The sequence below is a fragment of the Thermomonospora cellulosilytica genome, assembly GCF_014138835.1.
Classification (GTDB): domain Bacteria; phylum Actinomycetota; class Actinomycetes; order Streptosporangiales; family Streptosporangiaceae; genus Thermomonospora; species Thermomonospora amylolytica.
The window spans coordinates 2,882,011-2,904,727 of sequence record NZ_JACJII010000001.1; the positions used below are offsets into that span (position 1 = coordinate 2,882,011).

Consider the following 22,717-nt stretch of genomic DNA (forward strand, 5'->3'; position numbering starts at 1 on the left):
TCAATCACTTGGTAAACTGTCCCGAACGCTGCCGGGCGTCATTTCGCGCGGCGATCCGCGCCGGTCAGGACGCCGCCCGCGGCCGGGCCCGCAGCCGCAGCCCGAACGGCTCCAGCGTGCGCGGCAGTGGCCGGGCGTAGGTCAGCGGCTGCCCCGAGACCAGCCGGAAGTCATGCCGCTGGATCAGCATCGCCAGGAAGCAACTCGTGGTCAGCAGCACCAGGTTCCGGCCCGGGCACTCGCCGGGCCCGCCGCTGAACGGGATGTCCGACCAGCTCTCCTGGGCGGTGCCGTCCAGCCAGATCCACGGCGCGAACGTGTCGGCGTACGGCAGGGTCTCCTCGTCCCGCTGCAGGAACGGGGTGTGGATCAGCAGCCCCGTCCCGGCGGGCATCCGGGTGCCGTCCCACACGGTCTCGGTGGTGGTGTCGCGCAGCACCGCCATGGTGGTCGGCCACAGCCGCACCGACTCCTGCACGCAGGCCCGCAGGAACGGCAGCTCCTGCGGCCGCTCCAGATCCCGGCCGTCGACCTCCTCGCGGGCCCGGCGGGCCTGCTCGGGATGCGTCGCCAGCAGCGCCAGCGCCCGGTAGGCCGCCATCCCCGCCGGTTCGAACGCGAACAGCCACTGCGGCACCTGGTCGGCCGGCTCGGTGCGGTCGCTTCGGGGAGTGCGGGCCACCAGTTCGGCCAGGCTGCCCGGCTCGGCCTCCTCCAGGTAGTGCCGCAGCCGCTCGGCGAACCGCCGCCGCACGCGCCGGCGGGGCGGGCGGGCGTACGACCAGTTGGCGTTCATCCGCAGGGTGGTCAGCAGGTCGCTGATCTCGTGGTCGTCGCGGGCCGCGTCGCCCAGCACCACCCGGCGGATCACCCGCCACCAGGCCACCCGGAACCGGTCCCAGTCCAGCTCGCCGGTCCGGCCGATCTGCTCGCGCAGCAGCTCCGCCTCCTCGCGGACCTTGACGCAGATCGTCTCGCCGTACCGGTGCACCGGCTGGGCGGTGTCCAGCACGGCCTCGTTGAACGCCCGCCGCTCGGCCCGGTCCGCCCCGGTGGAGATCAGCACCCCGTGCGGCTGGAACCGCCCGAGCGCCTTGCGCTTCTCCAGGCTGGCCAGGGCGAACGGCTCCGGCGACCCGGCCAGGACACGGCCCACGTCATCGGAGGACAGCACCAGCGCCAGCCTGCGCACGGGGAACCGCAGCATCAGCGGGCCGGGACCGTACTTGGCCCGCATCCGCTGGAGCAGCCGCCCGGCGCGGCGGTCGGCGTCGGCGGCCTCGGCGAGCCGGACGACCCGCGGCCTGCGGGCCAGGACGCCGCGCGCCACCGTGGGGCCGAGCACGAGGGCGCCGATGCGCAGGGTGTCGGCCACGGACGCGGTGTTCATCCGTGATCCGGTGATGACGGGGGGAGTGTCGAGAGCGGTCATGCTGCCGGGATGCCCCCCGCCTCATGGTTAAACCCGGCGGACGGGTGTGGCGCCAGTGGCCTGTGCCACCATCCGCTCGTACACCTCGGGGTCGGTGGTGTGCGCTCCCAGCCGGTGCCCGGTGAGGTCGCCGTGGTCGTCGCTGGAGCCGGTGGCGGCCAGCCCCAGCTCGGCGGCCAGGCCCCGCAGGTGGGCGCGGGCGGCGTCGTCGTGGTCGGCGTGGTCGATCTCCACGCCGAACAGCCCGGCTCCGGCCAGCTCGGCGATCAGCGCGTCGCTCACCGTCCGGCCGCGCTGCGCGGCCTTGGGATGGGCCAGCACCGGAACGCCGCCGGCCGCCCGCACCATCCGTACCGCCGTGACCGGGTCGGGGGCGTACCGCCGCACGAAGGCGCGGCCTCCGCCGCCGATCCACTCCTCGGTGAACGCCTGCGCCGGATCGTCGATCACCCCGGCGGCGACCATGGCCCGCGCGATGTGCGGGCGGCCCACCGGCGCGTCCCCGGCCAGCGCCGTCACCTGCTCCCAGGTGATCGGCACGCCGAGGGCGTTCAGCCGTTCCACGGTCAGCCGCCCGCGCGAGTCGCGGGACTCGCGGCCCCGGGCGCACTCGGTGGAAAGCTCCGGGTCGGCCGGATCGAACAGGTAGGCCAGCAGGTGGATGCTCAGCCCGTCCCGCGCGCACGACATCTCCATCCCCGCAACGAGCGTCAGCCCGTCCGGCAGCGCCGCCTCGGCCTCCGCCAGCCCCGCCACCGTGTCGTGGTCGGTCAGCGCGAGCACGTCCAGCCCGGCCTGTCGCGCCCGCCGCACCACCTCGGCGGGCGGCTCGGTGCCGTCCGAGGCGGTGCTGTGACTGTGCAGGTCGATGCGCATTGCGGGCATCCTCTCGGGTAATCGGGTTGACCCTCTCGTAACGTCAGATCCCAGCCTGGACCTCGCAAGCCCGTGAAGGGAGGGAGTCCATGGGCTACTCGATCGGGCAGGTCGCCGACGCCGCCGGGGTGACGGTGCGCACGCTCCGCCACTACGACGACATCGGCCTGCTGACGCCGAGCGCGCGGACCGCCACCGGCTACCGCCGCTACGACGACGCCGACCTGGAACGGCTCCAGCAGATCCTGTTCTACCGGGAGCTCGGATTCCCGCTGGAGGACATCGCGAAGATCCTCGACGACCCGGACGCCGACGCCCTGACGCACCTGCGCCGCCAGCGGGAGCTGCTGAGGGGCCGGATCGACCGGTTGCGCGCGATGGTCGACGCGATCGAGCTCGCGATGGAGGCGAGGAGAGTGGGAGTCAACCTGACGCCCGAGGAGCGGTTCGAGGTCTTCGGGGACTTCGACCCGGACCGGTACGAGGCCGAGGCGGAGGAGCGGTGGGGCGGCACCGACGCCTACCGGGAGTCGCAGCGCCGCGTCGCCTCCTACACCAAGGAGGACTGGAAGCGGATCAAGGCCGAGCAGGAGGCGATCATCCGCGGGTTCGTCGAGGCGATGGCGGCGGGCGTGCCCGCCGCCGACGCCCGGGCGATGGACCTGGCCGAACGGCACCGGCAGTCGATCACCGACGGCTTCTACGAGTGCACCGTCGAGATCCACCGGGGCCTCGCCGACCTGTACGTGAGCGACCCGCGCTTCACCGCCACCTACGACCGGGCGGCCGAGGGGCTGGCGCAGTACGTGCACGACGCGATCCTGGCCAACGCCGACCGCCAGGAGGGCCGCTGAGTCACCCGATGGTGTGGCCGCCGTTGACGGTGATCCGCTCGCCGGTGATGTAACCGGCGGCGTCGGACGCCAGGAACGACACGGCGGCGGCCACGTCCTCGGGAACGCCGATGTGCCCCAGCGGCACGTCGTCGATGTAGGACCGCAGGTCCTCCGGAGAGGCCCCGGCGTGCCGCTCGACCGGGATCCAGCCGGGGGCGACCAGGTTCACGGTGATGCCGTACCTGCCCAGCTCCCGCGACCACGACCGGGTCAGGCCGATCTGCGCGCCCTTGGCGGCGATGTAGGCCGACATGCCGGGCAGGGCGCGCTCGAACACGTCCGACCCGATCTGGATGATCCGCCCGCCGCCGAGCTCCTTCATCCCCGGCAGCACCGCCTGGGCCAGCAGCGTGGGGCTCTTGACGAAGAACTCCAGCTGGTCCAGGTGGTCCCGCCAGGTCAGCTTCTCGAACGGGACGGCCGGCTGCGGCCCGGTGGCGTTGGCGACCAGCGCCCGCACCGGGCCCAGCCGGTCGGCCACCCGCGCCACCAGGTCCGTCACCTCCTCCTCGTCGGTGACGTCCGCGCCGAACGCCTCCGCGACGCCGCCCGCCGCGCGGATGTCGTCCACCACCCGCCCGGCCGCCTGCGCGCCCGCCCGGTAGTTGACCGCCACCGCCCACCCGTCCGCGCCGAGCCGCCGCGCGATCGCCGCGCCCAGCCCTCGCGACGCCCCGCTGACCAGGGCCACCCGTGTCGTCGATTCCACGATCAACGATCCAACCGCGCCCGGCCGCGCCCGGGCAACACCGGTTTGCCTCAGATGACCCCGGGTAGGGCGCTCGGGCGTTCAGGAGGGAGGCTCCATGGAGTACGAAGCGACCCGTGGCATGCCGGCGGAGAGCCGCGTCGTGTTCGACGTGGCGTCGGACGTGTCCACGATGGACCGCTGGCTGCCCGAGGAGATCCACGTCCGCGACATCGCCCCCGGCCTGGCCGAGGCCGACGCCGAGACCGGCCGCGAGACCCACCAGGGCCTGATGCGCAAGGTCCCCGAGCAGCTCCGGCTGGAGTGGGGCATCAAGGAGCGGCCGGACTACACCGGCTGGCTGCAGGTCACCGACGCCGGCGCCGGGGCGAGCGAGGTCGTGGTGCACCTGTCGTTCCTGGGCGACCAGCCGGAGGCGAGCGGCTCCGGCCGGGCCGGGGACGTCACGCGGCGTTCGCTGGAACGGTCGCTGGACCGGCTCGCCGAGGAGGTCGGCCGCCGGGTCGCCCAGCCGGGCTACTGATCAACGAGGAGAGCCGATGAGCACGCCGAACGACGAGGACCGCAGCCGGATCGACCGTGGACCTGGCGCGCACTCCGGGCACGAGAGCCAGGTGCGGGAACGGGTCGTGCCGGGCACCGCCGGAGCCGCCGAGGGCTACCAGCCGCCCGAGGACGACATCCTCGCCGGGGTCCGGATGCGGCCGGGGGAGACCGCCGAGCCGTCCCAGCAGCGGGAGTTCGCCCGCGACGAGGACGCCGGCCTGCCGCCCGGCGACCAGGGCGACGAGCCTTTCGAGGAGGGCACCCAGTCGACCGGCGGCCGGGCCTGACACCGTGGCCACGATGCTCGCCGGCCGCCTGCACGTGCGGGACCGGGAGCTGCGGATGGAGCGGGTCCCGGTCCCCGAGCCCGGCCCCGGCGAATTACTGGTCAAGGTGGCGGCGGCCGGGGTGTGCCTGTCCGACGTCCACCTCATCGAGGGGGTGCTCACCCCCCACTTGCTGGAAGGCGACCGGGTCACCCTCGGCCACGAGGTCGCCGGCACCGTCCACGCGGTGGGCGAGGGCGTCACCGGCCGCCGGGCGGGCGAGCGGGTGCTGCTCCAGGCCGGTGAGGAACGCGGCGGGGCGATCCACACCCGGGGCGTCGACTACGACGGCGGCTGGGCCGAGTACGCCCTGGCCACCGCGCACACCGCGGTGCCGATCCCGGACGACCTGCCGTTCGAGCAGGCGTGCTTCATCCCGGACGCGGTGTCCACGCCGTGGGCGGCGATCACCGCGACCGGCGGGGTGCGCCCGGCCGAGGCGGCGGGGGTGTGGGGCGTCGGCGGGCTCGGCGCGCACGCCGTCCAGTTGCTGCGGATGATCGGCGCCCACCCGGTCGTCGCGGTGGACCCGCTGCCCGCCGCCCGGGACCGCGCCCTGGAGTTCGGCGCGGACCTGGCGCTGGATCCCGCCGCCCCGGACCTGGCCGAACGGATCCTCGCCGCCACCGGCGGGCACGGGCTCGACGCGGCGTTCGACTTCGCGGGGGCGGCGCCGGTCCGCGAGCAGGCGGTCGCCGTGCTGGCCCGGGGCACCGAGCGCGCCCGCGGCGGGCGGCTGGTGCTGGTGGGGCTGACCGACGGGCTGCTGACCATCACCCGCGGCACCGCGTTCACGGTCGGGATGCAGGACGTCCGCGGCCACTACGGCTCCGTCTTCCGGCACGTCGTCGAGCTGGTGCGGCTGGTGCGGGGCGGGCGGGTGGAGTTCTCCCGCTCGGTCAGCGGCGTGCTGCCGCTGGCCGAGGCGCCCGAGGCGGTGGAGCGCCTGCGCACCAAGCAGGGCGCCCCGATCCGCCTGGTGCTCAGTCCTTGAGGTCGTTGTCGGTCCTGGTGCCGGTCCTGGCGTCGCTCTTGGTGTCGCTCTTGGTGGGCTCGACCTCCTGCTTGAGGTCCTCGGGGAACTTGCGGGTGTCCCGGGGCTCCACGTACGGCTCCCGGTCGCTGGGGGTCAGCCCGCCCGCGATGGCCTTGCCGCGCTGCAGTTCGGCGTCCAGCTCGGCGCCCAGCAGCAGGGCGGTGTTGCTGATCCACAGCCACACCAGGAAGATGATCATCGCCGCCAGGCTGCCGTAGGTCTTGTTGTAGGAGCCGAAGTTGGCGACGTAGAACGCGAAGCCCGCCGAGGCCAGCAGCCACACCCCCAGCGCCAGCAGCCCGCCGGGCGTCACCCACTTGAAGCCCTGCCGGGCGTTCGGCGACGCCCAGTACAGCAGCGAGAACAGGAAGCTGACCACCACCAGCAGCACCGGCCACTTGGCGATGTTCCACACCGTCACCGCCTGCGCGCCCAGCCCCAGCAGGTCCCCGACCTTCTGCGCGATCGGCCCGGAGATCACCACCGCGATGGCCGAGGCCGACAGCAGCACCAGCGCCGCCAGCGTCACCCCCACCCGCAGCGGCAGGGTCTTCCAGATCGGCCGGCCCTCCGGCACGTCGTAGATGGCGTTGGAGGCGCGCATGAACGCCGCCACGTACCCCGACGCCGACCAGATCGCCACCAGCAGGCCGAGGATCGCCACCAGCCCGGCCCCGCCGCGCCCGCGCTGCAGTTCGTTCAGCGCGTTGGCCAGCACGTCGCGGACCGCGCCCGGGGCCAGCTCGCCCACGTTGGTGATCAGCCCTTGCGAGACCGACTGGCCGCCCAGCCCGACCAGCGACACGATCACCAGCATGGCCGGGAAGATCGACAGCACCCCGTAGTAGGTCAGCGCCGCCGCCCAGTCGGTCAGGTTGTCGTCCTTGAACTCCCGGAACGTCCGCTTGACCGCCGCCCCCCAGGACGCCTTGGGCATCTCCGACAGGCTGTCGGGCCCCCGCTCGTGCGCGTCCGGCGGCGGAGTGTGCGGTGCGTTCTCCCGGCGATCCTCGGTGCGTCTGCTCATCGCGCGATACCCGCCGTCTCCCTGCTCGTCCGGCCGGTGGGGGTGCGGTGCATGCTCCGGGCGCCGGCCCGCTTGGTGGCGCCCTTGACCATCCCGGTGATCGCGCCCTGCAGCGCGGCGGCCGCCAGCACCTCCACCCAGCCGCGGCTCATGTCCTCCACGTCCGGGGCCTCGTCCTCCCCGGCGGCCAGCTTCCATATTCGCTTGAACAGCATCCCGGCCACGATGCCGCCCAGCACGCTGGAGACCAGCGACAACACCTTGTAGACCATCGTCGATCCCTCCGTGCAGCCCGTCGCATGGCCTTCCGCAGATTCAGCCCGTTCCCCCCAGCGCCGCCCTAAACCGCCTTTCCGCGCCAGGCCGCCGGTGGGTTTCGGTGATCGCGGTGTGTGCGCGGGGCGGGACTCCTAGCATTCGTGCATGCCGAGTGGGGCGGGTCGGGTGCATACGAGGTGGTTGGCGATGCTCGGGGAGCGTCGTGCGGTGGCGGTGCTGCGGGGGCTCCGGCGGCGGGCGCGGCGGCGCGGGGACCGGCCGCCGGTGATGCGGACGCGCTGGTGAGAGACGGGGTGCGGGACCGCCGACGCGGCGGCCCGCACCGGCGGGGTCAGGGCTTGCGGGCCACGCCGCAGATGTTGGGATCGTGCATGTTGGGCCAGGGGGCGGGGTCCTCGGCCCGCCAGCGGGTGGGGGAGGTCAGTCCGGGCTCGACGGGCTCCAGGCCGTCGAAGAACGCGGTGATCTCCTCGGGGCTGCGCAGGTTGTAGGGGATGGCGCCGCTGTCGGCGTACAGCTTCATGGACTCCACGCCCGCCGGGTCGGTGTCGACGCCGTCGCCGAGGACCAGGTGGCTCCCCGAGGGGAGGGCGTCGACGAGGGTGGCGACGATCTCGCGGGCCCGCTCGTACGGGGTGATGTGGCCCATGACGCCCAGCAGGATCAGCGCGACCGGGCGGGTGAAGTCCAGCAGTTCCCTGGCCTGGTCGAGTGTCGAGGAACTGGCGGACGCCCGCCTCCCCGGCCAGATAGGTGATCGCCCGGCCCAGGAACAGCCGGGTGTTCCTGGCGATCCGCACGATGTCGGGGTAGACCCGGGCCACCTGGTCGCCGACCATCTGGTCGATCTCGTAGTTGTCCTTGCCGCCGAGCCAGTAGTTCCAGATCCGCGCGGAATGCGGCACCGAGGTGTCGATTCCGGGAATCGCTTCGGGTGTCGTCATGGGGAAGCTCCAGCACAACCTGTAGGGGAGACCCATCCTGACGCCCGGCGGCCGGAACGGGCACGCGGATAGCCGGATCCGGCCGTTCCGGGATGGCGCGACAATGGCCGCCGCCATTGAAACAACCGTCTTGACCAGGATTTTCACGAAGTGAAGCTACGGCGGCCGGACGCCGCGGCGACGGCCTTCGACATGTGTTTCGGTCCGTCCGTTGCCCGGTGCGCCGCGGGGCGGGGGCCGGTCCGGGTCACCGCGGCGGCGGGCGTACCGTGGGTCCGCGCACGCTCACCTGCCCGACCCGAGGATGCCCATGCCCGCCCTGCTGCTGTCCCGCCGTGACCTGGACTTCCTGCTGCACGAGTGGCTCGACGTCACCCGGCTGACCGCCCGCGAGCGCTTCGCCGAGCACTCCCGGGAGACGTTCGACGCGGTGCTGGAGCTCGGCGAGCGGATCGCCGCCGACCACTTCGCCCCGCACAACAAGGCCAATGACGCGAACGAGCCGCGGCTGGGGCCCGACGGCCGGGTCGTGATGATCCCCGAGGTCGGCAAGGCGGTGCGGACGTTCGCCGAGGCCGGGCTGATCGCCGGGGAGTTCGACGAGGAGCTCGGCGGCATGCAGCTGCCGAACGTGGTGTCCAAGGCGGTGCTGTCGTTCTTCCACGCCGCCAACGTGGGCACCGCCGCGTACCCGTTCCTGACCATCGCCAACGCCAACCTGCTGGTCGCGCACGGCAGCCCGGAGCAGGTGGACACCTGGGTGCGGCCGATGATGGAGGGGCGGTTCCTCGGCACGATGTGCCTGTCGGAGCCGCAGGTGGGGTCGTCGCTGGCCGACATCGCCACCCGCGCCGAGCCGCAGCCGGACGGCACCTACCGGCTGACCGGCACCAAGATGTGGATCTCCGCGGGCGAGCACGACCTCAGCGACAACATCGTGCACCTGGTGCTGGCCAAGATCCCCGGCGGGCCGCCCGGGGTGAAGGGCATCTCGCTGTTCATCGTCCCCAAGGTGCTGCTGAACGAGGACGGCTCCCTGGGCGAGCGCAACGACATCGCGCTGGTGGGCCTCAACCACAAGATGGGTTATCGCGGCACCGTCAACACCGTCCTCAACTTCGGCGAGGGCGCCCACACTCCGGGCGGGCGTGCCGGAGCGGTCGGATACCTGGTCGGCGAGCCCCACAAGGGGCTGGCCTACATGTTCTCGATGATGAACGAGGCCCGCGTGGGCGTCGGCCTGGGCGCGACGGCGCTCGGCTACACCGGCTACCTGCACGCGCTGGAGTACGCCAAGGTCCGTCTCCAGGGGCGGCCGGTCGGTGCCAAGGACCCCGCGACCCCGCCCGTGCCGCTGATCGAGCACGCCGACGTACGGCGGATGCTGCTGGCGCAGAAGTCCTACGTGGAGGGCGGCCTGGCGCTCGGCCTGTACTGCAGCCTCCTGGTGGACGAGGAGCGGACCGCCGAGAGCGAGGCCGAGCGGGAGCGGGCCGCGACGCTGCTGGACGTGCTCACCCCGATCGCCAAGAGCTGGCCGTCGCAGTGGTGCCTGGAGGCCAACTCCCTGGCCATCCAGGTCCACGGCGGGTACGGCTACACCCGCGAGTACAACGTGGAGCAGTTCTACCGCGACAACCGCCTCAACCCCATCCACGAGGGCACCCACGGCATCCAGGGCCTGGACCTGCTCGGCCGCAAGGTCGTGCTCAACGACGGTGCCGGGCTGCGGGTGCTGGGGGAGAGCATCGCCGCCACGGTGCGGCGCGCCCGGGAGGCGGGCGGGGAGCCCGCCGACATGGCCGAGGGCCTGCAGGCCGCGTTCGACCGTCTCGCCGAGGTCACGGTGAGGCTGTGGAGCGCGGGCGACGTCGAGGTCACCCTCGCCAACTCCTCGGTCTACCTGGAGGCCGCCGGGCACATCGTGGTCGCCTGGATGTGGCTGGAGCAGGTGCTTGCCGCCCACGGCAAGGACGGCGACTTCTACACCGGCAAGCGGCAGGCCGCCCGGTACTTCTTCCGCTACGAGCTGCCCCGGACCGGCCCCCAGCTCGACCTGCTGGCGAGCCTGGACCGCACCACCCTGGACATGGACCCCGCGTGGTTCTGACCGGGCGCGATGTAGGAACATGATCGCGTCCAACTCACGGGAGGGCGTCATGAGCGAGGTTCTGCTGGAGGTCGAGCGCGGCATCGCGACCATCACCCTGAACGCGCCGGAGCGGCGCAACGCGCTGTCGGTGGCGGTGCGCACCGGGCTGGGGGAGCGGCTGGCCGAGGTCGCGGCCGACGACGGGATCCGGGCCGTGGTGCTGACCGGGGCGGGCACCGTGTTCTGCGCCGGCGCCGACCTCAAGGAGATCCAGGCCGGGGTGACCGGCGGCCCCTCGATCCCCGAGCTGCTGGCCGCGATCATGGACCTGCCCAAGCCGGTGATCGCCCGGCTGAACGGCCCGGCCCGCGCCGGGGGCCTGGGCATCGTGGCGGCCTGCGACCTGGCGGTGGCGCCCGACGACGTGACGTTCGCGTTCACCGAGGTCCGGATCGGCGTGGTGCCCGCGATGATCGCGGTGGTGCTGCGGGACCGGATGAGCCCCCGCGCCCTGTCCCGCTACTTCCTGACCGGCGAGACCTTCAGCGCCGCCGAGGCCGCCGAGCACGGGCTGGTCACCGCGGCCTGCCCGCGCGAGAGGCTGGACGAGACGGTCGGCGGCCTGCTGGAGGCGTTCCGCGCCACCGAGCCCAAGGCGGTCGCCCGCACCAAGAGCCTGCTGGCCGAGCTGCGGGGCATGCCGCGCGACGAGGCGTTCCCGCTGGCCGAGCGGGTCTCGGCAGAGTTCTTCGCCAGCGAGGAGGCCGCCGAGGGACGCCGCGCGTTCTTCGAGAAGCGCCCTCCCCGATGGGCGCTGTAGTTCCCCATCGTTCCCCATCACAGAGGAAAATAGGGTAGTTTCGAGAGTGCGACAGGTGCTCTCGAAGGGATCGTCGTGCCCGCACAGCCCTATTCGGTCGAGCAGGTGGCCGACCTGCTCGGCCTCCATGTCAAGACCGTCCGCGGTTACATCCGGGACGGGCGGCTGAAGGCCGTCCGGATCGGCAAGCAGTACCGGATCGCGCCGGAGGACCTCGCCGAGTTCACCGGCCGCCCGCTCCCGCAGGCCGCGCCGCGCCGCCGGGTCGACGTGACGAGCATCGTGCAGGTCGACGGGATCGACCGGGCGGAACTGGACCGGCTCACCACCGTGCTGACGTCGGCCACCGCGCACGCCCACGACCTGGGGCCGCTGCGGATCCAGGTCGTCCACGACCCCGAACGCGCCGCCGCGAAGATCATCCTGCTCGGCGGCCCGGAGGGCACCGCCGAGCTGCTCAAGATCGTCCACACCCTGCTGGAGGGGCGATGAACGGCGTGTTCACCTCCGCGGCCGGCGCCCGCGCCGTCCGGGACCGCTACCGGGAACTGCTGGCCGGATGGCCGGTGCCCGCCGAACACCGGACCGTGCCGACCCGCGAGGGCGACACGTTCGTCGTGGCCTGCGGCCCGCCCGGCGCGCCACCGGTGGTGCTGCTGCACGGCGCCGGCTCGAACGCGCTGACCTGGGCGGGCGACGCGGCCGTCTGGTCGGGGCACCGGCGTGTGTACGCGGTCGACGTGATCGGCGAACCGGGGTTGAGCGCCCCGTCCCGCCCCCCGCTGGACTCCGACGCCCACGCGCTGTGGCTGGACGACGTGCTGGACGGGCTGGGCGTGCGGCGGGCGGCGTTCGTCGGCGTGTCGTTCGGCGGATGGATCGCCCTCGACTACGCCATCCGCCGCACGGACCGGGTGGAGCGGCTGGCGCTGCTGTGCCCGGCCGGGCTGGGCAGGCAGCGGTGGAGCGCGGTCCTCGCCGCCCAGGCGCTGATGCCGTTCGGGGAGTGGGGCCGCGGCCGGGCCATGCGGCTGGTCCTGGGCGGCGGGCCCCCGGTGACGCCCCACGAGCAGGCGATCATGGACTTCCTCGGGCTCGTCAACCGGCACCTGCGCCCCCGGCGGGACCGGATCCCGGTGATCGGCGACGCGGAACTGGAGCGGCTGGCGCGGTCGGCCATGCCGCTGCTGGTGATCGTCGGCGACCGGGACCGGCTGCTGGATTCGCACGGCACCCGCCGCCGGGTGGAACGGGCGGTGCCGCACGCGGTGGTCCGCCGCCTGCCCGACGCCGGGCACCTGCTGCGCGACCAGACCGGTCCGGTCCTGGAGTTCCTCACCGCCGGGGAAGGGGTCCGCAATGCCTGACGCCGTGGAGCACGTCGACGGGGTCGCGGTGCTGATGTGCGCACCGGACGGCGCGCCGATCGGCGGCGAGCAGGACGCCCTGGACCTCATCGGGAACGCGGGGTACCAGGACGCCGGCTGGGTCGTCATTCCGGTCGCCCGCCTGCACGAGGACTTCTTCAGGCTGCGCACCGGCGTGGCCGGCGCGATCCTCCAGAAGTTCGCCGGCTACGGGATGGGCGTCGCGGTCCTCGGTGACATCTCCGCGCACGTCGCCGCCAGCGACGCCCTGCGGGACCTCGTCCGCGAGTACGGCCGGGGCACCGGGCGGGTCCGGTTCGCCGCCGACCTGGACGACCTCCGCGCCCAGTTCGCCCGGATCCGCGCCGTCCGCGGCTCGGTCTGAGGCTACTTCTTCTTCTTTCTGCCCTTGGGCTCGGCGGCCTTCTTGCCCTTCCTGGGAGCCTCGGCGCCGGCCTTGGCCTTCTTCTTGGGAGCCTCGGCCTTGCCGCCCTTCCTGGCCTTCTTGCCCTTGGCCGGCGCCGGGACCGGGGCCTCCTCGACCACCGGGACCTCCTCGGCCGCCGGGGCGGCGGGGGCCTCGGCGGCGGGGACGCCGCGGCCCACCCGGTCGCGGAACGTCTGGCCGACCCGGAACCGCGGCGCCTCGGTGGCCGGCACCTCGACCGGCTGGCCGGTGCGCGGGTTGCGGGCGGTGCGGGCCGGGCGGGACAGCCTGTCGAACGTGCCGAAGCCCGTCACCAGGACCCGTTCCCCGGCGGCCACCCGTTCCATGATCTCCTCGAAGACGGCGTCCACATGCCGCCGGGCCGCCGCCGGGTCACTGCCCGCGCGTGCTGCCACCGCCTCGATCAGCTCGGTCCTGTTCACCGGCAGCACCTTTCGGCCGTCGCTCGTTCACCTGGCGGTCAATGTAGATCAAGCGGATGTTCCGTGGACGGCGGGCCGGATTTCGTGACCGGAACGTCGCCGGGCCGGGCCGTGGGCCGTGGTCCCGGCCCGGCGACGTGTCCTTCCGGGGATGCCCCTCAGGCCCCGACGAGTGGATCAGCGGCGCGGCGGCTTGGTCTGCAGCGGGACGGCCAGCCGGTTGAAGGCGTTGATCAGCGCCACCGCCGCCACCAGGTGACCGGCCTCCTCGGGGGAGAAGTGCTCGGTCACCGCGTTCCACACCTCGTCGGGCACGCCGTGCTCGCCGAGGCGGGTGGCGGCCTCGGTGTAGGCCAGCGCCGCCCGTTCCGCCTCGGTGTACAGCTCCGACTCCCGCCAGGCGGCGAGCTGGAGCAGCCGGTCGATGTCCTCGCCGTGCTCGAGGGCGTCGTGCGAGTGCATGTCGATGCAGAACACGCACCCGTTGAGCTGCGAGGCCCGCAGCTTGACCAGCTCGAACACGGTCCGGTCCAGCGGACCCTCGGTGATCGCGGTGTTGGCCTGGATGAACGCCTTGTACGGCTCGGCCGCCGTCGCCATCAGATCCAGTCTCGGCATGTCGTTCTCTCCCTTCGTCACCAGGGAGACGACGGACCACCGGCACGTGTGACACGAAATTCCGGGCAGATTCGAGGCATGACCGACCAGACGATGTACGGCTGCACGGTCGCTACCGTGGCCGAGCCCGAAAGCGTGCTCCTGCCGGGACACGACGTTCCGCTGGGGCGTTACACCACGGTCCGCCGCCTGCTGCCGCAGCGCAGCCGCCGGATGGTCGGCGCGTGGTGCTTCGCCGACCACTTCGGCCCCGACGACGTGACCGGCCGCCCCGGCATGCAGGTGCCGCCGCATCCGCACACCGGCCTGCAGACCGTGACCTGGCTGGCGGACGGCGAGATCATGCACCGCGACAGCCTGGGCAGCGCCCAGCCCATCCGCCCCGGCCAGCTCAATTTGATGACCTCCGGCCACGGCATCGCCCACTCCGAGCAGTCGCCGCCCGACCACCCACCCGGCATGCACGGCCTCCAGTTGTGGGTGGCGCTGCCGGAGAGCGCGCGCCACGGCGAGCCGGCCTTCGAGCACCACCCGGCCCTGCCGACCCTGCGGCAGGACGACGCCGACATCACCGTGGTCGTCGGTGAGCTGGACGGGACCCGTTCCCCCGCCACCGTCCACACCCCGCTGGTCGGCGCCGAGATCATGCTGAACGGGGCCTGCCGCCTGCCCGCCGACCCCGCGTTCGAGTACGCCGTCCTGGTCATGACCGGCACCGCCGAGGCCGCCGGAACCCCGCTCACCCCCGGCTCTCTCCTCTACCTGGGCCAGGGCCGCACCGAGATCCCCCTCCACGCCGACGACGAGACCCGCCTCTTCCTCCTCGGCGACGAACCCTTCGAAGAACCCCTCGTGATGTGGTGGAACTTCGTCGCCCGCTCCCACGAGGAGATCGTCCAGGCCCGCGAGGACTGGGCGAACGGCCGCCGCTTCGGCAAGGTCCCCGACTGCGAAGCACCCCCGCTCCCCGCCCCTGCCATGCCCACCGTCCGCCTCAAGTCCCGAGACCGCCACGGAAACACGATCGCCTGACCGGACCGGCGGCCTACTCGGCCAACTGACTTTTGACGTCCACCACGGCGTCCATCGCTTGGCCCACCTCGCAGATCGGAGCGCCGCCGGAACGGGTGAACCACAGCCGCCCGTTGTCGTCCGCACGGCGCTGCACCCACACCTCGGCGACCCGCCCGGACCCGTCACCGGCCGACAGATGCCAGCCGGCGACGGTGACGCGGTAACCCTGACCACGCAGCACGGCGGCAAGCGCGTTGAGCGCGTCACGGCGCTCCCCGTCGGTGGTCATCACGGCCGCCCCCAAGCGCCGACCGGGGTACGGGCCGGACCGGTCTCGGCGGCGCACATTGCAGCCAGAAGCTCATCGACGTTCCGGCCGTCCACGATCAGAACGGGAGCGCCCTGCCAGCACGGAACGGCCCAGAACCGGCGGGTCCCCGTTCCCCACCAGACGGCCCAGCGGGGACGGTACTGCGCTTCGAGACGGGCGGCGGTCTCCCGCTGATCGGGGTCGTACGGCCTGGGGGCGGCGGGCGGTCGTTGCCGTTGGGCTGTCGTTCGCACCCTTCCATCTCCCTCGGTGACGATAGTGGTTCGGGTGCTCAGTGAAATCGCGCCAGGTGGCGCATTCGATCCCTCGGCGGGTATCTCACCGTGAGATGTACTCTCATCGTGAGATGGAGAACGCAGGATACGGACCCGTCGAATTACCCGCGTCCGCGTGGCGGCGAGGTGACTTGCGCGCGGCGCTCGCCGCCCGGGACGTTGGCGCGGTGCTGCGGTTCGCCCAGCAGTACACCGGCGCCAGTCAGGCTCGGCTCGCGGTCGCGACCGGCCTCGGCCAGGGCCGCATGAACGAGATCATCAACGGCAAGCGCACCGTGACCCGGCTGGACGTGTTCGAGCGCATCGCTGACGGTCTGACCATGCCCGATGACGCCCGCGCCCTACTCGGCTTGGCCGCTCGCCGCGCTGCCGAGTCCGGTACCTTGACCGGTCACGCCGAGATCGCCCGCGTGTTCACCGATCAGGCCGAGGCCGCACGGGAACTGCGCCAGCAGGCTGGCACGGCTGCTCAAGCCGACATCCTCGCCGTGCGCGCCCTTGGCCTGCTGGCCTTGAACGACTCCCTCCTACGCGGACCGCTGACCAACCGGCCGACTCCCGTCACGGTGCGGGCGCTGCTGCTGAACCCCGACGCACCCGCCGCGGCGGTGCGGGCGGAGGAGATCGCCGAGTCCGCCGAGGCGTTCATCGCCGGCATCCGCCTGTCGCTGGCCCGGCTTGCCGAACTGGATGCGCATCCTCGCATCCGGTTGCATGTCCGCCTGTACGACGAACTGCCCACCTGGCGCATGCTCCGCTTCGACGGGACGCTCTACCTGTCCGCGTTCGGCACCAGCTATGAAGGCCACCGGTCGGCGGTGTACAAGTTGACGGCAGCGGCCAACGGCGTGCTGCACACAGGGTTCCGACGGCAGTTCGACGACATGTGGCGCCGATCCCGGCGCCCAGGGGAAGGGATGGCCGGTGATCGAGGCTGAGCTGAAGGCGCGCGTCCGCGATCCCGAGGGACTGCGTGCCCGGCTCCGTGAACGGGCGGACGAAGAGCTGAGCGTCTACCGGGACACCTACTACGACCGGCCGGATGGCACCCTTACCGGTGAAGGCCGGGAGCTGCGCGTTCGTGTGGTGGAGACCGGCGGTGTGCGGCGGACCGTTCTCACTTACAAGGAGCCGCCCGTTGACGCCGCGTCCGGCAGCAAGCCCGAGCATGAGACCAAGGTCGCCGACCCGGCCGTGATCGACACCGTGCTTCGGGCGTTGGGAGCCGTTGAGTACGTGAGCCTGACCAAGCACTGCGCGAACTACCGGTTCACCGCCCGAGGCCGCGACATGCTCGCCACCGTCGTCACCGTTCCCGAGCTGAACGGCACGTTCGTCGAGCTGGAGACCATGGCCGACCCCGGTGATGTCGAGAGCGCCTTGGCCGACGTGCGCGCCGTGCTGGCCGAACTGGGCGTCACCAAGGACGACCTGACCACTGAGCAGTACACCGACGCCGTTCTCCAGGCGCGCCTGTGAAGGCCGTCGAGGGCCTGGCGGCGCTCTCCATCGGTGGTCATCACGGCCGCCCCCAAGCGCCGATCGGGGTACGGGCCGGACCGGTCTCGGCGGCGCGCATTGCGGCCAGAAGCTCATCGACGTTCCGGCCTTCCACGATCAGAACGGGAGCGCCCTGCCAGCACGGAACGGCCCAGAACCGGCGGGTCCCCGTTCCCCACCAGACGGCCCAGCGGGGACGGTACTGCGCTTCGAGACGGGCGGCGGTCGCCCGCTGATCGGGGTCGTACACCCTCGTAACGTTCCGCAACTGTCTCATGACAGGGACGGTAGGAGCGTGGCGCATGCCCAACGGCTCACGCCGTCCCCCTACGCCGAGGGGTACAACCTGTACCTCTCAGAGGATCATGCGGCGGTCAGCCCCAGATCCCGGGACAGCTCCGCCACGTCATCACGGATCGCCGGGCCGCCCGTCTCCGACAGCTCCAGCACCGCCGACCGCGCGAACAGGCTGAACCGGGTGGTGTCGGGGGACACCTGGTACGCCTTGCGGAGCAGATGCACGGTGCCCAGGTGTTCGCGTCGCAGGAAGTAGGCGCGGGCCGCCTCCGCCAGGTGGAACGACCGGCGGGTGGCCGACGGCATGCCGTCCAGCTCCAGCCGATCAGCCAGCCGCGTCGCCGTACCGGCGTGCATCAGGTCCGCCTGGATCGTCACCGCGTACGCGTCGACCATCCCGGGTCCGAAGATCAGCCACGGATGCGAGTAGCCGTCCCCGAGGGCGCGGGCCGCACGGTGCGCTTCGTCCCACGCTCCCAGGGCGTGCCCCTCACGGCCGGACTTCGCATGCGACAGGGCGATGGCGAGCTGGAGCAGCCCCCATCGGGCCAGGTCTTCCCCGCCACGGTCGGGCCGTAGCAGCCGGGCCGCGCGGGTGGCCAGGTCGATGCGGGCCTCATCTCGTTCCCCGGCGCTACGGAACGCGTGATTCATGTACCAGGCGGCGGCGGCGATGGCGTGCGGGTCGTCGGCGTCCTGCGCCGCCCCCATCGCCCGGTCCCCGGACAGCATCAGCATCTCCGGGACCGGCTGGTACGACAGGAAGAGCTGGGCCAGGTGGTAGACCTGCGCCAGGTGGCGATGTGCGGCACGCCGATCGGGCCCGTCCAGCAGCCGCGCGGACAGGCGGGCCTGCCGGATCAGGTCGGGCAGGACGACGGCGACGGCGGTGCGCTGCCGGGCGGCCCCGTGCCAGAGCTGCCACGCCTGCGCGACCTTGGCGGCCAGTTCCGCGGGCTGGAGCGGTTCCACGCCGGTCGTGTCGATGGGGTAGTCGGTGAGCGCCGCCGTCACCGCCGGGAGATGTTCGTGGGCGGCCTTGGTATAGGTGGTCACGGGGAGGCCCTGTTCGCCGGTGAGGTCTTCGAGGTCCACGCCGAGGACGTTGGCCAGCCGCGCCAGCATCGGAAGGCGCGGCTGGAGCAGCCGCCCGGACTCCAGCCCCTTGACCCACCCGGCCGACCGACCCACGAGGCCGCCGAGCACCGCCCGGGACATTCCTGTCCGTTCCCGGTGATACCGCAGTCGCGCGTTGAAGGGAGCCGCCGGGTCAAGCACGCTGCTGCTGTCGGGCATAGGCCCCACACCTCCCTGGGGGACGTCGCACTCACCAGGCTACGGTGCGGAGCCTTGTGACGTCAGGACACCAGAGTGGTCCAGCCGGCCAGCAGCCACCAGTGAACGGAAGGCGTTCGTCGCCGTGCTGGGCGAGGTGCTGGTCACAGCCGCGACCGGCGCGGCAGGCACGTCGAGGGCTGCATCAGGCCGCTGCTGCGGGCCGGGACAGGGAAATGAAAGACGCCCCGCCTCGAGAGGCGGGGCGTTGGACTTTCAGATCAGGGAGCGGTGGTGATGCGGCCCGAACCGGTTTCCGGGTAGGCGGTGGCGGTGATCTGGCCGTTCAGGTCGCCGGTGATGTAGGCCAGCAGGGCCTGCTGGTAGGTGACGCCGACCGTGGTGAACGGCAGGCCGCGGAACGGCCACTGGTCGCCGCCGCGGGCGCTGAAGTCGTTGGTGGCGACCGACAGGGCGGGGCCGGGGACGACCTGGCCGTTCTCCACGATCTTGGTGCCGTCGTCGAGGGTGACGGTGCGGACGCGGGTGCCGGGGGTCAGGACGGTGCCGGCGTCGTTGACGACCTGGGCGGTGCCGCTCGGGTCGTACTCGAAGCGGAAGCCGGCCACCTGGGCGAAGCGGCCGTCGGCGACCGGGACGCGGGAGACGGCGTTCTCCAGGATCTCCTTGAACTGGGCGCGCGGCACGTTCGGGACCACGGACACGAAGTTGCCGAACGGGGCGATGGAGAACGTGTCCAGCTCGGTGATCCGCCCGGCGGGGATCAGGTTGTTGTTGCGGATGCCGCCGCCGTTCTGCAGGGCCACGTCGGGCGGGGTGACGCCGTAGGAGGCGGCGTTCCTGCGGCCGGAGGCCAGCAGCGAGTCGGCCATCAGGTTGCCGAGGTTGGTCTCCTTGGTGCGGACGCCGGGGTCGCGGCGGCCGTCGAGGGCGACGGCGGACTGGGCGACGACGTTGGCGGCCATCCCGTCCACGAACTGCTTCACCGGCTCCACGACGGTGCGCTGCACCTCGGGGTCGGGGGCCACGGCGTCGGGGGCGACGCCCGACACCCGGACCGGGCCGCTGGAGCGGTCGACGCCGACGACCTTGCCGCGCCGGTCGAAGTCCACCACCAGGCGGCCGACGTACTTGTAGTCGCCCGCCGTGGTCACCACCGGCACGTCCACCCCCGCGCCGTCCCTGGCGTACAGGGGGTAGCGCAACGGCTGCCCGGTGGCGGGGTCCTTGGTGATGGTGTCGCCGGGGACGAGCGGGGTGGTGTCGGAGGCCATCAGCTCGTCGCCGCCGCCGGCGATGACGACGTCGACGTTCCGCAGCATCGGGACCAGCGCGCGGTCCTCGGTGAGGCCCTGCAGGTGGCTGATCAGGACGACCTTGTCGACGCCGCGCGCCGACAGCGCGTCCACCTCGTCCTGGATCAGCCCGGCCACGTTCTGCAGCACCTTGACCCGGCGGGGGCTGGAGATGGAGGCCAGGGCGGGGGTGGTGGCCCCGACGACGCCGATCCGCTCGCCGCCCCGGCGGAGGGTGGCCGACGAGACGACGGTGCCCCGCTCGACCAGCGCGGCCAGCCGCTCCTCGTCGCTCATGTCGAGGTTGGCCGACACGAACGGGGGACCGTCCGTGCCGAAGCTCTCGATGAAGTCGGCCAGCGTGTCGGGGCCGAAGTCGAACTCGTGGTTGCCGATCGCCATCGCGTCGTACCCGACGGCCTTGAGCGCCAGCGCGTCATAGAACGGCACGCCCTTGCGGAGGCTGGCGTTGAACTCCGGCCCGGCCAGGAAGTTGTCGCCGGACGACACCATGATCGCGCCGCGCCGGCCGCCCTTCTCGCCCTCGGCGCGCAGCCTGTCGACCAGGGTGGCGAAGCGCGCCACGCCCCCGAAGTCGGGCTGGCCCGGGGCGCCCAGCAGCTTGGACTCCCCGTCGTTGTTGTGCAGGACGGTCAGCTGGAAGTCGACCCCGCGTCCGGGACCGGCGGAGGCGGCGGGCGCGAGCGGCCCCGCCACGGCGAGGACGGCGGCCGCGGCCACCGTGAGCAGGCGGCGCGAGCGTACGTGGGATGTCATCGAAGGCTCCTGGAACGTGAACGGCTGCCGGGCATCCTAGGCAGCGGCGGGCCGGAGGGATTGATCAGTACTTGCCAGGAAATCCGCCCGCCGCTCGGCGAACGGCTCCACGCGATGCGGCCCCGCACCCGGCCGGAAAGGCGGGTACGGGGCCGCACGCGATGAGAAGGACTAGCGCTTGACGGCCCTCAGGGCGTTGACGATGCCGTCGCCGTAGAAGCCGTTGCGGCTCTCGGTGCCCTCACAGGTGTGGGTGGTGACGACCCGGGTGTAGGTGCCGTCGGCCTGGCGCACGAACCGCTCGTAGGTGTACGTGCCGCCGGGCGGGCAGGCGGTCTCGGTGGCGGTCGAGCGCAGGATCGACTCGGTGATCCGCGGGTTCAGCGTGAGCCCGCCGCGGTCCTTGCGGCCGTACTTGCTGACGATCAGGGCGGCGACCCCGGCCGCGTGCGGCGAGGCCATCGAGGTGCCCTGGATCGACTGGTAGTAGCCGCAGGTGTCGCCCTTGCAGCTGCGGATGATGTACGGCACGTTCGGGGTGCCGTCGGGGTTCAGCTCGCCGCGCGCCCGCGCCAGGCTCTCGGGGTAGGCGGCCCAGATGCCGGCGTTGTCGTCCAGCCTGCGGTCGGCGGTGTCGTACTTGTCGCCGCCGGGCGCGGCGACCGCGACGTAGCCGTTGCCGAAGCTGGAGTAGTACGACTTGCGCTTGCTCGGCCCGGTCGCCGACACCGGGATGACGCCCTGGCCCTCGGACGGCATCGACACGCAGCTCGGCGGGATCTGGCGGGTCCGCGGGGTCTCGCCCGGCTCGGAGGCGAAGTTCGGGCTGGAGGTGTCGGTGTACGGCTTGGTGTAGTCGGCCGCCTGGTTGCCGGCCGCCGCCACCAGCGTCACGCCCCTGCCGCGGGCGTAGTCCAGGGCCCGCTGCACGGCCTGGATGATGACCCGCTGCTCGGCCTGGTCGGCCGGGGAGTCGGCCGGGTTGGCCTCGCAGTTGAACAGCCACGGGTCCACGTAGAACGACATGTTGACCACGTCGATGCCGTGGTTGCCGGCGTAGGTCAGCGCGTCCACGGTGGCCTGCAGGAAGAAGTAGCCCGAGTCCTGCCCGGCGCGCAGGTTGACCAGCGACACCTTCGGCGCGACCCCGGCCATGCCCAGGCCGTTGAGCGGCGAGGCGATGGTGGACGCGACGTGCGTGCCGTGGTCGTTGTGGTCGACGTCGGCCGGGTCCACGCAGCCGGTGTACTCGCACGGCCCGTCGACCTCGTTGCCGTCGGCGTCCACCGGGATGTCGGTGGTGAAGTTGCGGCTCAGCCGCCGGTCGAAGTTGGGCGCGATGTCGGGGTGCGAGCCGTCGATGCCGGTGTCGATGACGCCGACCAGCACCCTCCTGTCGCCCCGCTCGATCTTGTAGGAGCCCTTGTCGGTGGCGCCGATCTGCTTCATGTCCCACTGCAGGTCGGCCAGCGGCTCGGAGCCCCTGTCGCCGCGCGCGGGTCCGCGCTGCCCGGTGGTGCCGCGGCCCTCCTTCTCGACGTTCTCCTGCCTGCGGGCGTTCCGGACGGCCTTGGGCGCCTGGCCGATGGTGCGGTTGGCGGCCGCGCCCGCCAGCCCGTCCTGCCGGCCGGCGTCGGCGACGAACCGGGTGTTGGTGGTCCGGACCGTGGCCACCCCGATCGAGGTGTTCTCCCGGAGGATCGTGCCGCCGGCCGCCTTGACGGCCGCACGGGCCTTCTCCAGGGAGGCGCCCTCCTCGTAGAGCACCACGTATTCGGCCGCCTGCCCGGTGGCCTGCGATCTGGTCGGCTCCGCGTACGCGGGAAGCGCCAGCGCCGTCGCTGTGACGACGCCGGTGACTGCGAGGACGGCTCGCCGCACTTCACACCTCCGGTAAGGGAAAAAGGCCCGGCTATGACCCGCCTGGCGACGCTACTCATTCCCCCATTCGTTGACGACCCTCGTGCACATCACGAAACGGGACCTGTTGTGTGAAGAAGTGAGATGGCGGCTTTGCCGAAGAGTCACTTCCACGACCGGAATGCCGGGCTCGCCGCGGGGTAGGGCCGATGCGCACGCCCCGATCGCGTCGGG

General features: G+C 72.4%; 24 protein-coding genes and 1 pseudogene. 12 read left to right on the forward strand and 13 right to left on the reverse strand.

The window, feature by feature from the left end; genetic code table 11:
• Positions 1-64 precede the first annotated feature (64 nt).
• Both HNR21_RS13890 and HNR21_RS13895 read right to left on the reverse strand, forming a co-directional pair.
• The gene (locus HNR21_RS13890; RefSeq protein ID WP_220500147.1) at positions 65-1,390 is read right to left on the reverse strand and encodes a cytochrome P450; all 1,326 of its coding nucleotides are present in this window, start codon (positions 1,388-1,390) and stop codon (positions 65-67) included.
• A 69-nt stretch (positions 1,391-1,459) separates the two neighbouring features.
• A complete protein-coding gene (locus HNR21_RS13895; protein ID WP_182705547.1) occupies positions 1,460-2,308 on the reverse strand; it encodes a PHP domain-containing protein in 849 nt (282 codons plus the stop codon).
• Positions 2,309-2,397: 89 nt separating this feature from the next.
• Here HNR21_RS13895 and HNR21_RS13900 point away from each other — a divergent pair, with 89 nt between their 5' ends.
• Entirely contained in the window at positions 2,398-3,162 is a 765-nt protein-coding gene (locus HNR21_RS13900) for a MerR family transcriptional regulator (protein WP_182705548.1), read from the forward strand.
• A gap of 1 nt (position 3,163) precedes the next feature.
• Here HNR21_RS13900 and HNR21_RS13905 read toward each other — a convergent pair whose 3' ends face one another.
• A complete protein-coding gene (locus tag HNR21_RS13905) occupies positions 3,164-3,913 on the reverse strand; it encodes an SDR family oxidoreductase (RefSeq protein WP_233358967.1) in 750 nt (249 codons plus the stop codon).
• Between the two features lie 97 nt (positions 3,914-4,010).
• Here HNR21_RS13905 and HNR21_RS13910 point away from each other — a divergent pair, with 97 nt between their 5' ends.
• Genes HNR21_RS13910 through HNR21_RS13920 form a run of 3 tightly spaced genes read left to right on the forward strand, consistent with a single transcriptional unit; the run spans position 4,011 to position 5,779 of the window.
• A complete protein-coding gene (locus HNR21_RS13910) occupies positions 4,011-4,436 on the forward strand; it encodes an SRPBCC family protein (protein WP_182705549.1) in 426 nt (141 codons plus the stop codon).
• 16 nt (positions 4,437-4,452) lie between these two features.
• Positions 4,453-4,746, forward strand: a complete 294-nt coding sequence (locus HNR21_RS13915) for a hypothetical protein (RefSeq protein ID WP_182709000.1) — start codon at positions 4,453-4,455, stop codon at positions 4,744-4,746.
• Between the two features lie 13 nt (positions 4,747-4,759).
• A complete protein-coding gene (locus tag HNR21_RS13920; RefSeq protein WP_220500149.1) occupies positions 4,760-5,779 on the forward strand; it encodes an alcohol dehydrogenase catalytic domain-containing protein in 1,020 nt (339 codons plus the stop codon).
• On the opposite strand, the gene HNR21_RS13925 is transcribed toward HNR21_RS13920, so the two are convergent.
• The 4 genes and pseudogenes from HNR21_RS13925 to HNR21_RS36360 form a co-directional block, all read right to left on the reverse strand.
• The gene (locus HNR21_RS13925; protein WP_246442156.1) at positions 5,769-6,848 is read right to left on the reverse strand and encodes a YihY/virulence factor BrkB family protein; all 1,080 of its coding nucleotides are present in this window, start codon (positions 6,846-6,848) and stop codon (positions 5,769-5,771) included. The two genes, HNR21_RS13920 and HNR21_RS13925, sit on opposite strands and share 11 nt — an antisense overlap.
• The gene (locus HNR21_RS13930) at positions 6,845-7,120 is read right to left on the reverse strand and encodes a DUF4235 domain-containing protein (protein WP_119727471.1); all 276 of its coding nucleotides are present in this window, start codon (positions 7,118-7,120) and stop codon (positions 6,845-6,847) included. Before HNR21_RS13930 ends, HNR21_RS13925 begins: the two co-directional genes overlap by 4 nt.
• 338 nt (positions 7,121-7,458) lie before the next feature.
• Positions 7,459-7,776 carry an SAM-dependent methyltransferase gene (locus HNR21_RS36355; RefSeq protein ID WP_312881022.1) on the reverse strand — a complete coding sequence of 106 codons (318 nt, stop codon included), beginning with the start codon at positions 7,774-7,776 and terminating at the stop codon, positions 7,459-7,461.
• A 103-nt stretch (positions 7,777-7,879) separates the two neighbouring features.
• Positions 7,880-8,188: pseudogene (locus HNR21_RS36360) on the reverse strand (SAM-dependent methyltransferase); the annotation flags it as partial.
• A gap of 193 nt (positions 8,189-8,381) precedes the next feature.
• Between HNR21_RS36360 and HNR21_RS13940 the strand changes: the two are divergent.
• The 5 genes from HNR21_RS13940 to HNR21_RS13960 all read left to right on the forward strand — a co-directional run bounded on the left by HNR21_RS13940 (position 8,382) and on the right by HNR21_RS13960 (position 12,735).
• The gene (locus tag HNR21_RS13940) at positions 8,382-10,181 is read left to right on the forward strand and encodes an acyl-CoA dehydrogenase (protein ID WP_182705551.1); all 1,800 of its coding nucleotides are present in this window, start codon (positions 8,382-8,384) and stop codon (positions 10,179-10,181) included.
• A gap of 49 nt (positions 10,182-10,230) precedes the next feature.
• Entirely contained in the window at positions 10,231-10,983 is a 753-nt protein-coding gene (locus tag HNR21_RS13945; RefSeq protein ID WP_182705552.1) for an enoyl-CoA hydratase-related protein, read from the forward strand.
• Between the two features lie 75 nt (positions 10,984-11,058).
• Complete coding sequence (locus tag HNR21_RS13950) at positions 11,059-11,475, forward strand: helix-turn-helix domain-containing protein (RefSeq protein WP_119727474.1); 417 nt, start codon at positions 11,059-11,061, stop codon at positions 11,473-11,475.
• Positions 11,472-12,350, forward strand: coding sequence for an alpha/beta fold hydrolase (locus HNR21_RS13955; RefSeq protein WP_182705553.1), 879 nt, complete (start codon positions 11,472-11,474; stop codon positions 12,348-12,350). Before HNR21_RS13950 ends, HNR21_RS13955 begins: the two co-directional genes overlap by 4 nt.
• Positions 12,343-12,735 (forward strand): DUF4180 domain-containing protein, encoded by a 393-nt coding sequence (locus tag HNR21_RS13960; RefSeq protein ID WP_182705554.1) that lies wholly within the window; start codon positions 12,343-12,345, stop codon positions 12,733-12,735. The genes HNR21_RS13955 and HNR21_RS13960 overlap by 8 nt, the downstream gene beginning before the upstream one ends.
• Before the next feature lie 2 nt (positions 12,736-12,737).
• On the opposite strand, the gene HNR21_RS13965 is transcribed toward HNR21_RS13960, so the two are convergent.
• Both HNR21_RS13965 and HNR21_RS13970 read right to left on the reverse strand, forming a co-directional pair.
• The gene (locus HNR21_RS13965; protein ID WP_182705555.1) at positions 12,738-13,220 is read right to left on the reverse strand and encodes an HU family DNA-binding protein; all 483 of its coding nucleotides are present in this window, start codon (positions 13,218-13,220) and stop codon (positions 12,738-12,740) included.
• A gap of 177 nt (positions 13,221-13,397) precedes the next feature.
• Complete coding sequence (locus HNR21_RS13970; RefSeq protein ID WP_182705556.1) at positions 13,398-13,838, reverse strand: carboxymuconolactone decarboxylase family protein; 441 nt, start codon at positions 13,836-13,838, stop codon at positions 13,398-13,400.
• Positions 13,839-13,916: 78 nt separating this feature from the next.
• Between HNR21_RS13970 and HNR21_RS13975 the strand changes: the two genes are divergently transcribed.
• Entirely contained in the window at positions 13,917-14,870 is a 954-nt protein-coding gene (locus HNR21_RS13975; RefSeq protein ID WP_182705557.1) for a pirin family protein, read from the forward strand.
• A gap of 13 nt (positions 14,871-14,883) precedes the next feature.
• Here HNR21_RS13975 and HNR21_RS13980 read toward each other — a convergent pair whose 3' ends face one another.
• The gene (locus tag HNR21_RS13980; RefSeq protein WP_182705558.1) at positions 14,884-15,141 is read right to left on the reverse strand and encodes a hypothetical protein; all 258 of its coding nucleotides are present in this window, start codon (positions 15,139-15,141) and stop codon (positions 14,884-14,886) included.
• A gap of 448 nt (positions 15,142-15,589) precedes the next feature.
• Here HNR21_RS13980 and HNR21_RS13985 point away from each other — a divergent pair, with 448 nt between their 5' ends.
• On the forward strand, positions 15,590-16,396 hold the full coding sequence (locus HNR21_RS13985) for a helix-turn-helix domain-containing protein (RefSeq protein ID WP_220500150.1): 807 nt from the start codon (positions 15,590-15,592) through the stop codon (positions 16,394-16,396).
• The gene (gene cyaB / locus HNR21_RS13990) at positions 16,383-16,937 is read left to right on the forward strand and encodes a class IV adenylate cyclase (protein ID WP_182705560.1); all 555 of its coding nucleotides are present in this window, start codon (positions 16,383-16,385) and stop codon (positions 16,935-16,937) included. Before HNR21_RS13985 ends, cyaB begins: the two co-directional genes overlap by 14 nt.
• Before the next feature lie 384 nt (positions 16,938-17,321).
• On the opposite strand, the gene HNR21_RS13995 is transcribed toward cyaB, so the two are convergent.
• The 3 genes from HNR21_RS13995 to HNR21_RS14005 all read right to left on the reverse strand — a co-directional run bounded on the left by HNR21_RS13995 (position 17,322) and on the right by HNR21_RS14005 (position 22,504).
• Positions 17,322-18,551 carry a helix-turn-helix domain-containing protein gene (locus HNR21_RS13995; protein ID WP_182705561.1) on the reverse strand — a complete coding sequence of 410 codons (1,230 nt, stop codon included), beginning with the start codon at positions 18,549-18,551 and terminating at the stop codon, positions 17,322-17,324.
• 260 nt (positions 18,552-18,811) lie between these two features.
• Positions 18,812-20,623, reverse strand: a complete 1,812-nt coding sequence (locus tag HNR21_RS14000) for a bifunctional metallophosphatase/5'-nucleotidase (RefSeq protein WP_182705562.1) — start codon at positions 20,621-20,623, stop codon at positions 18,812-18,814.
• 171 nt (positions 20,624-20,794) lie between these two features.
• A complete protein-coding gene (locus HNR21_RS14005) occupies positions 20,795-22,504 on the reverse strand; it encodes a S8 family peptidase (RefSeq protein ID WP_182705563.1) in 1,710 nt (569 codons plus the stop codon).
• Between the last annotated feature and the right edge of the window lie 213 nt (positions 22,505-22,717).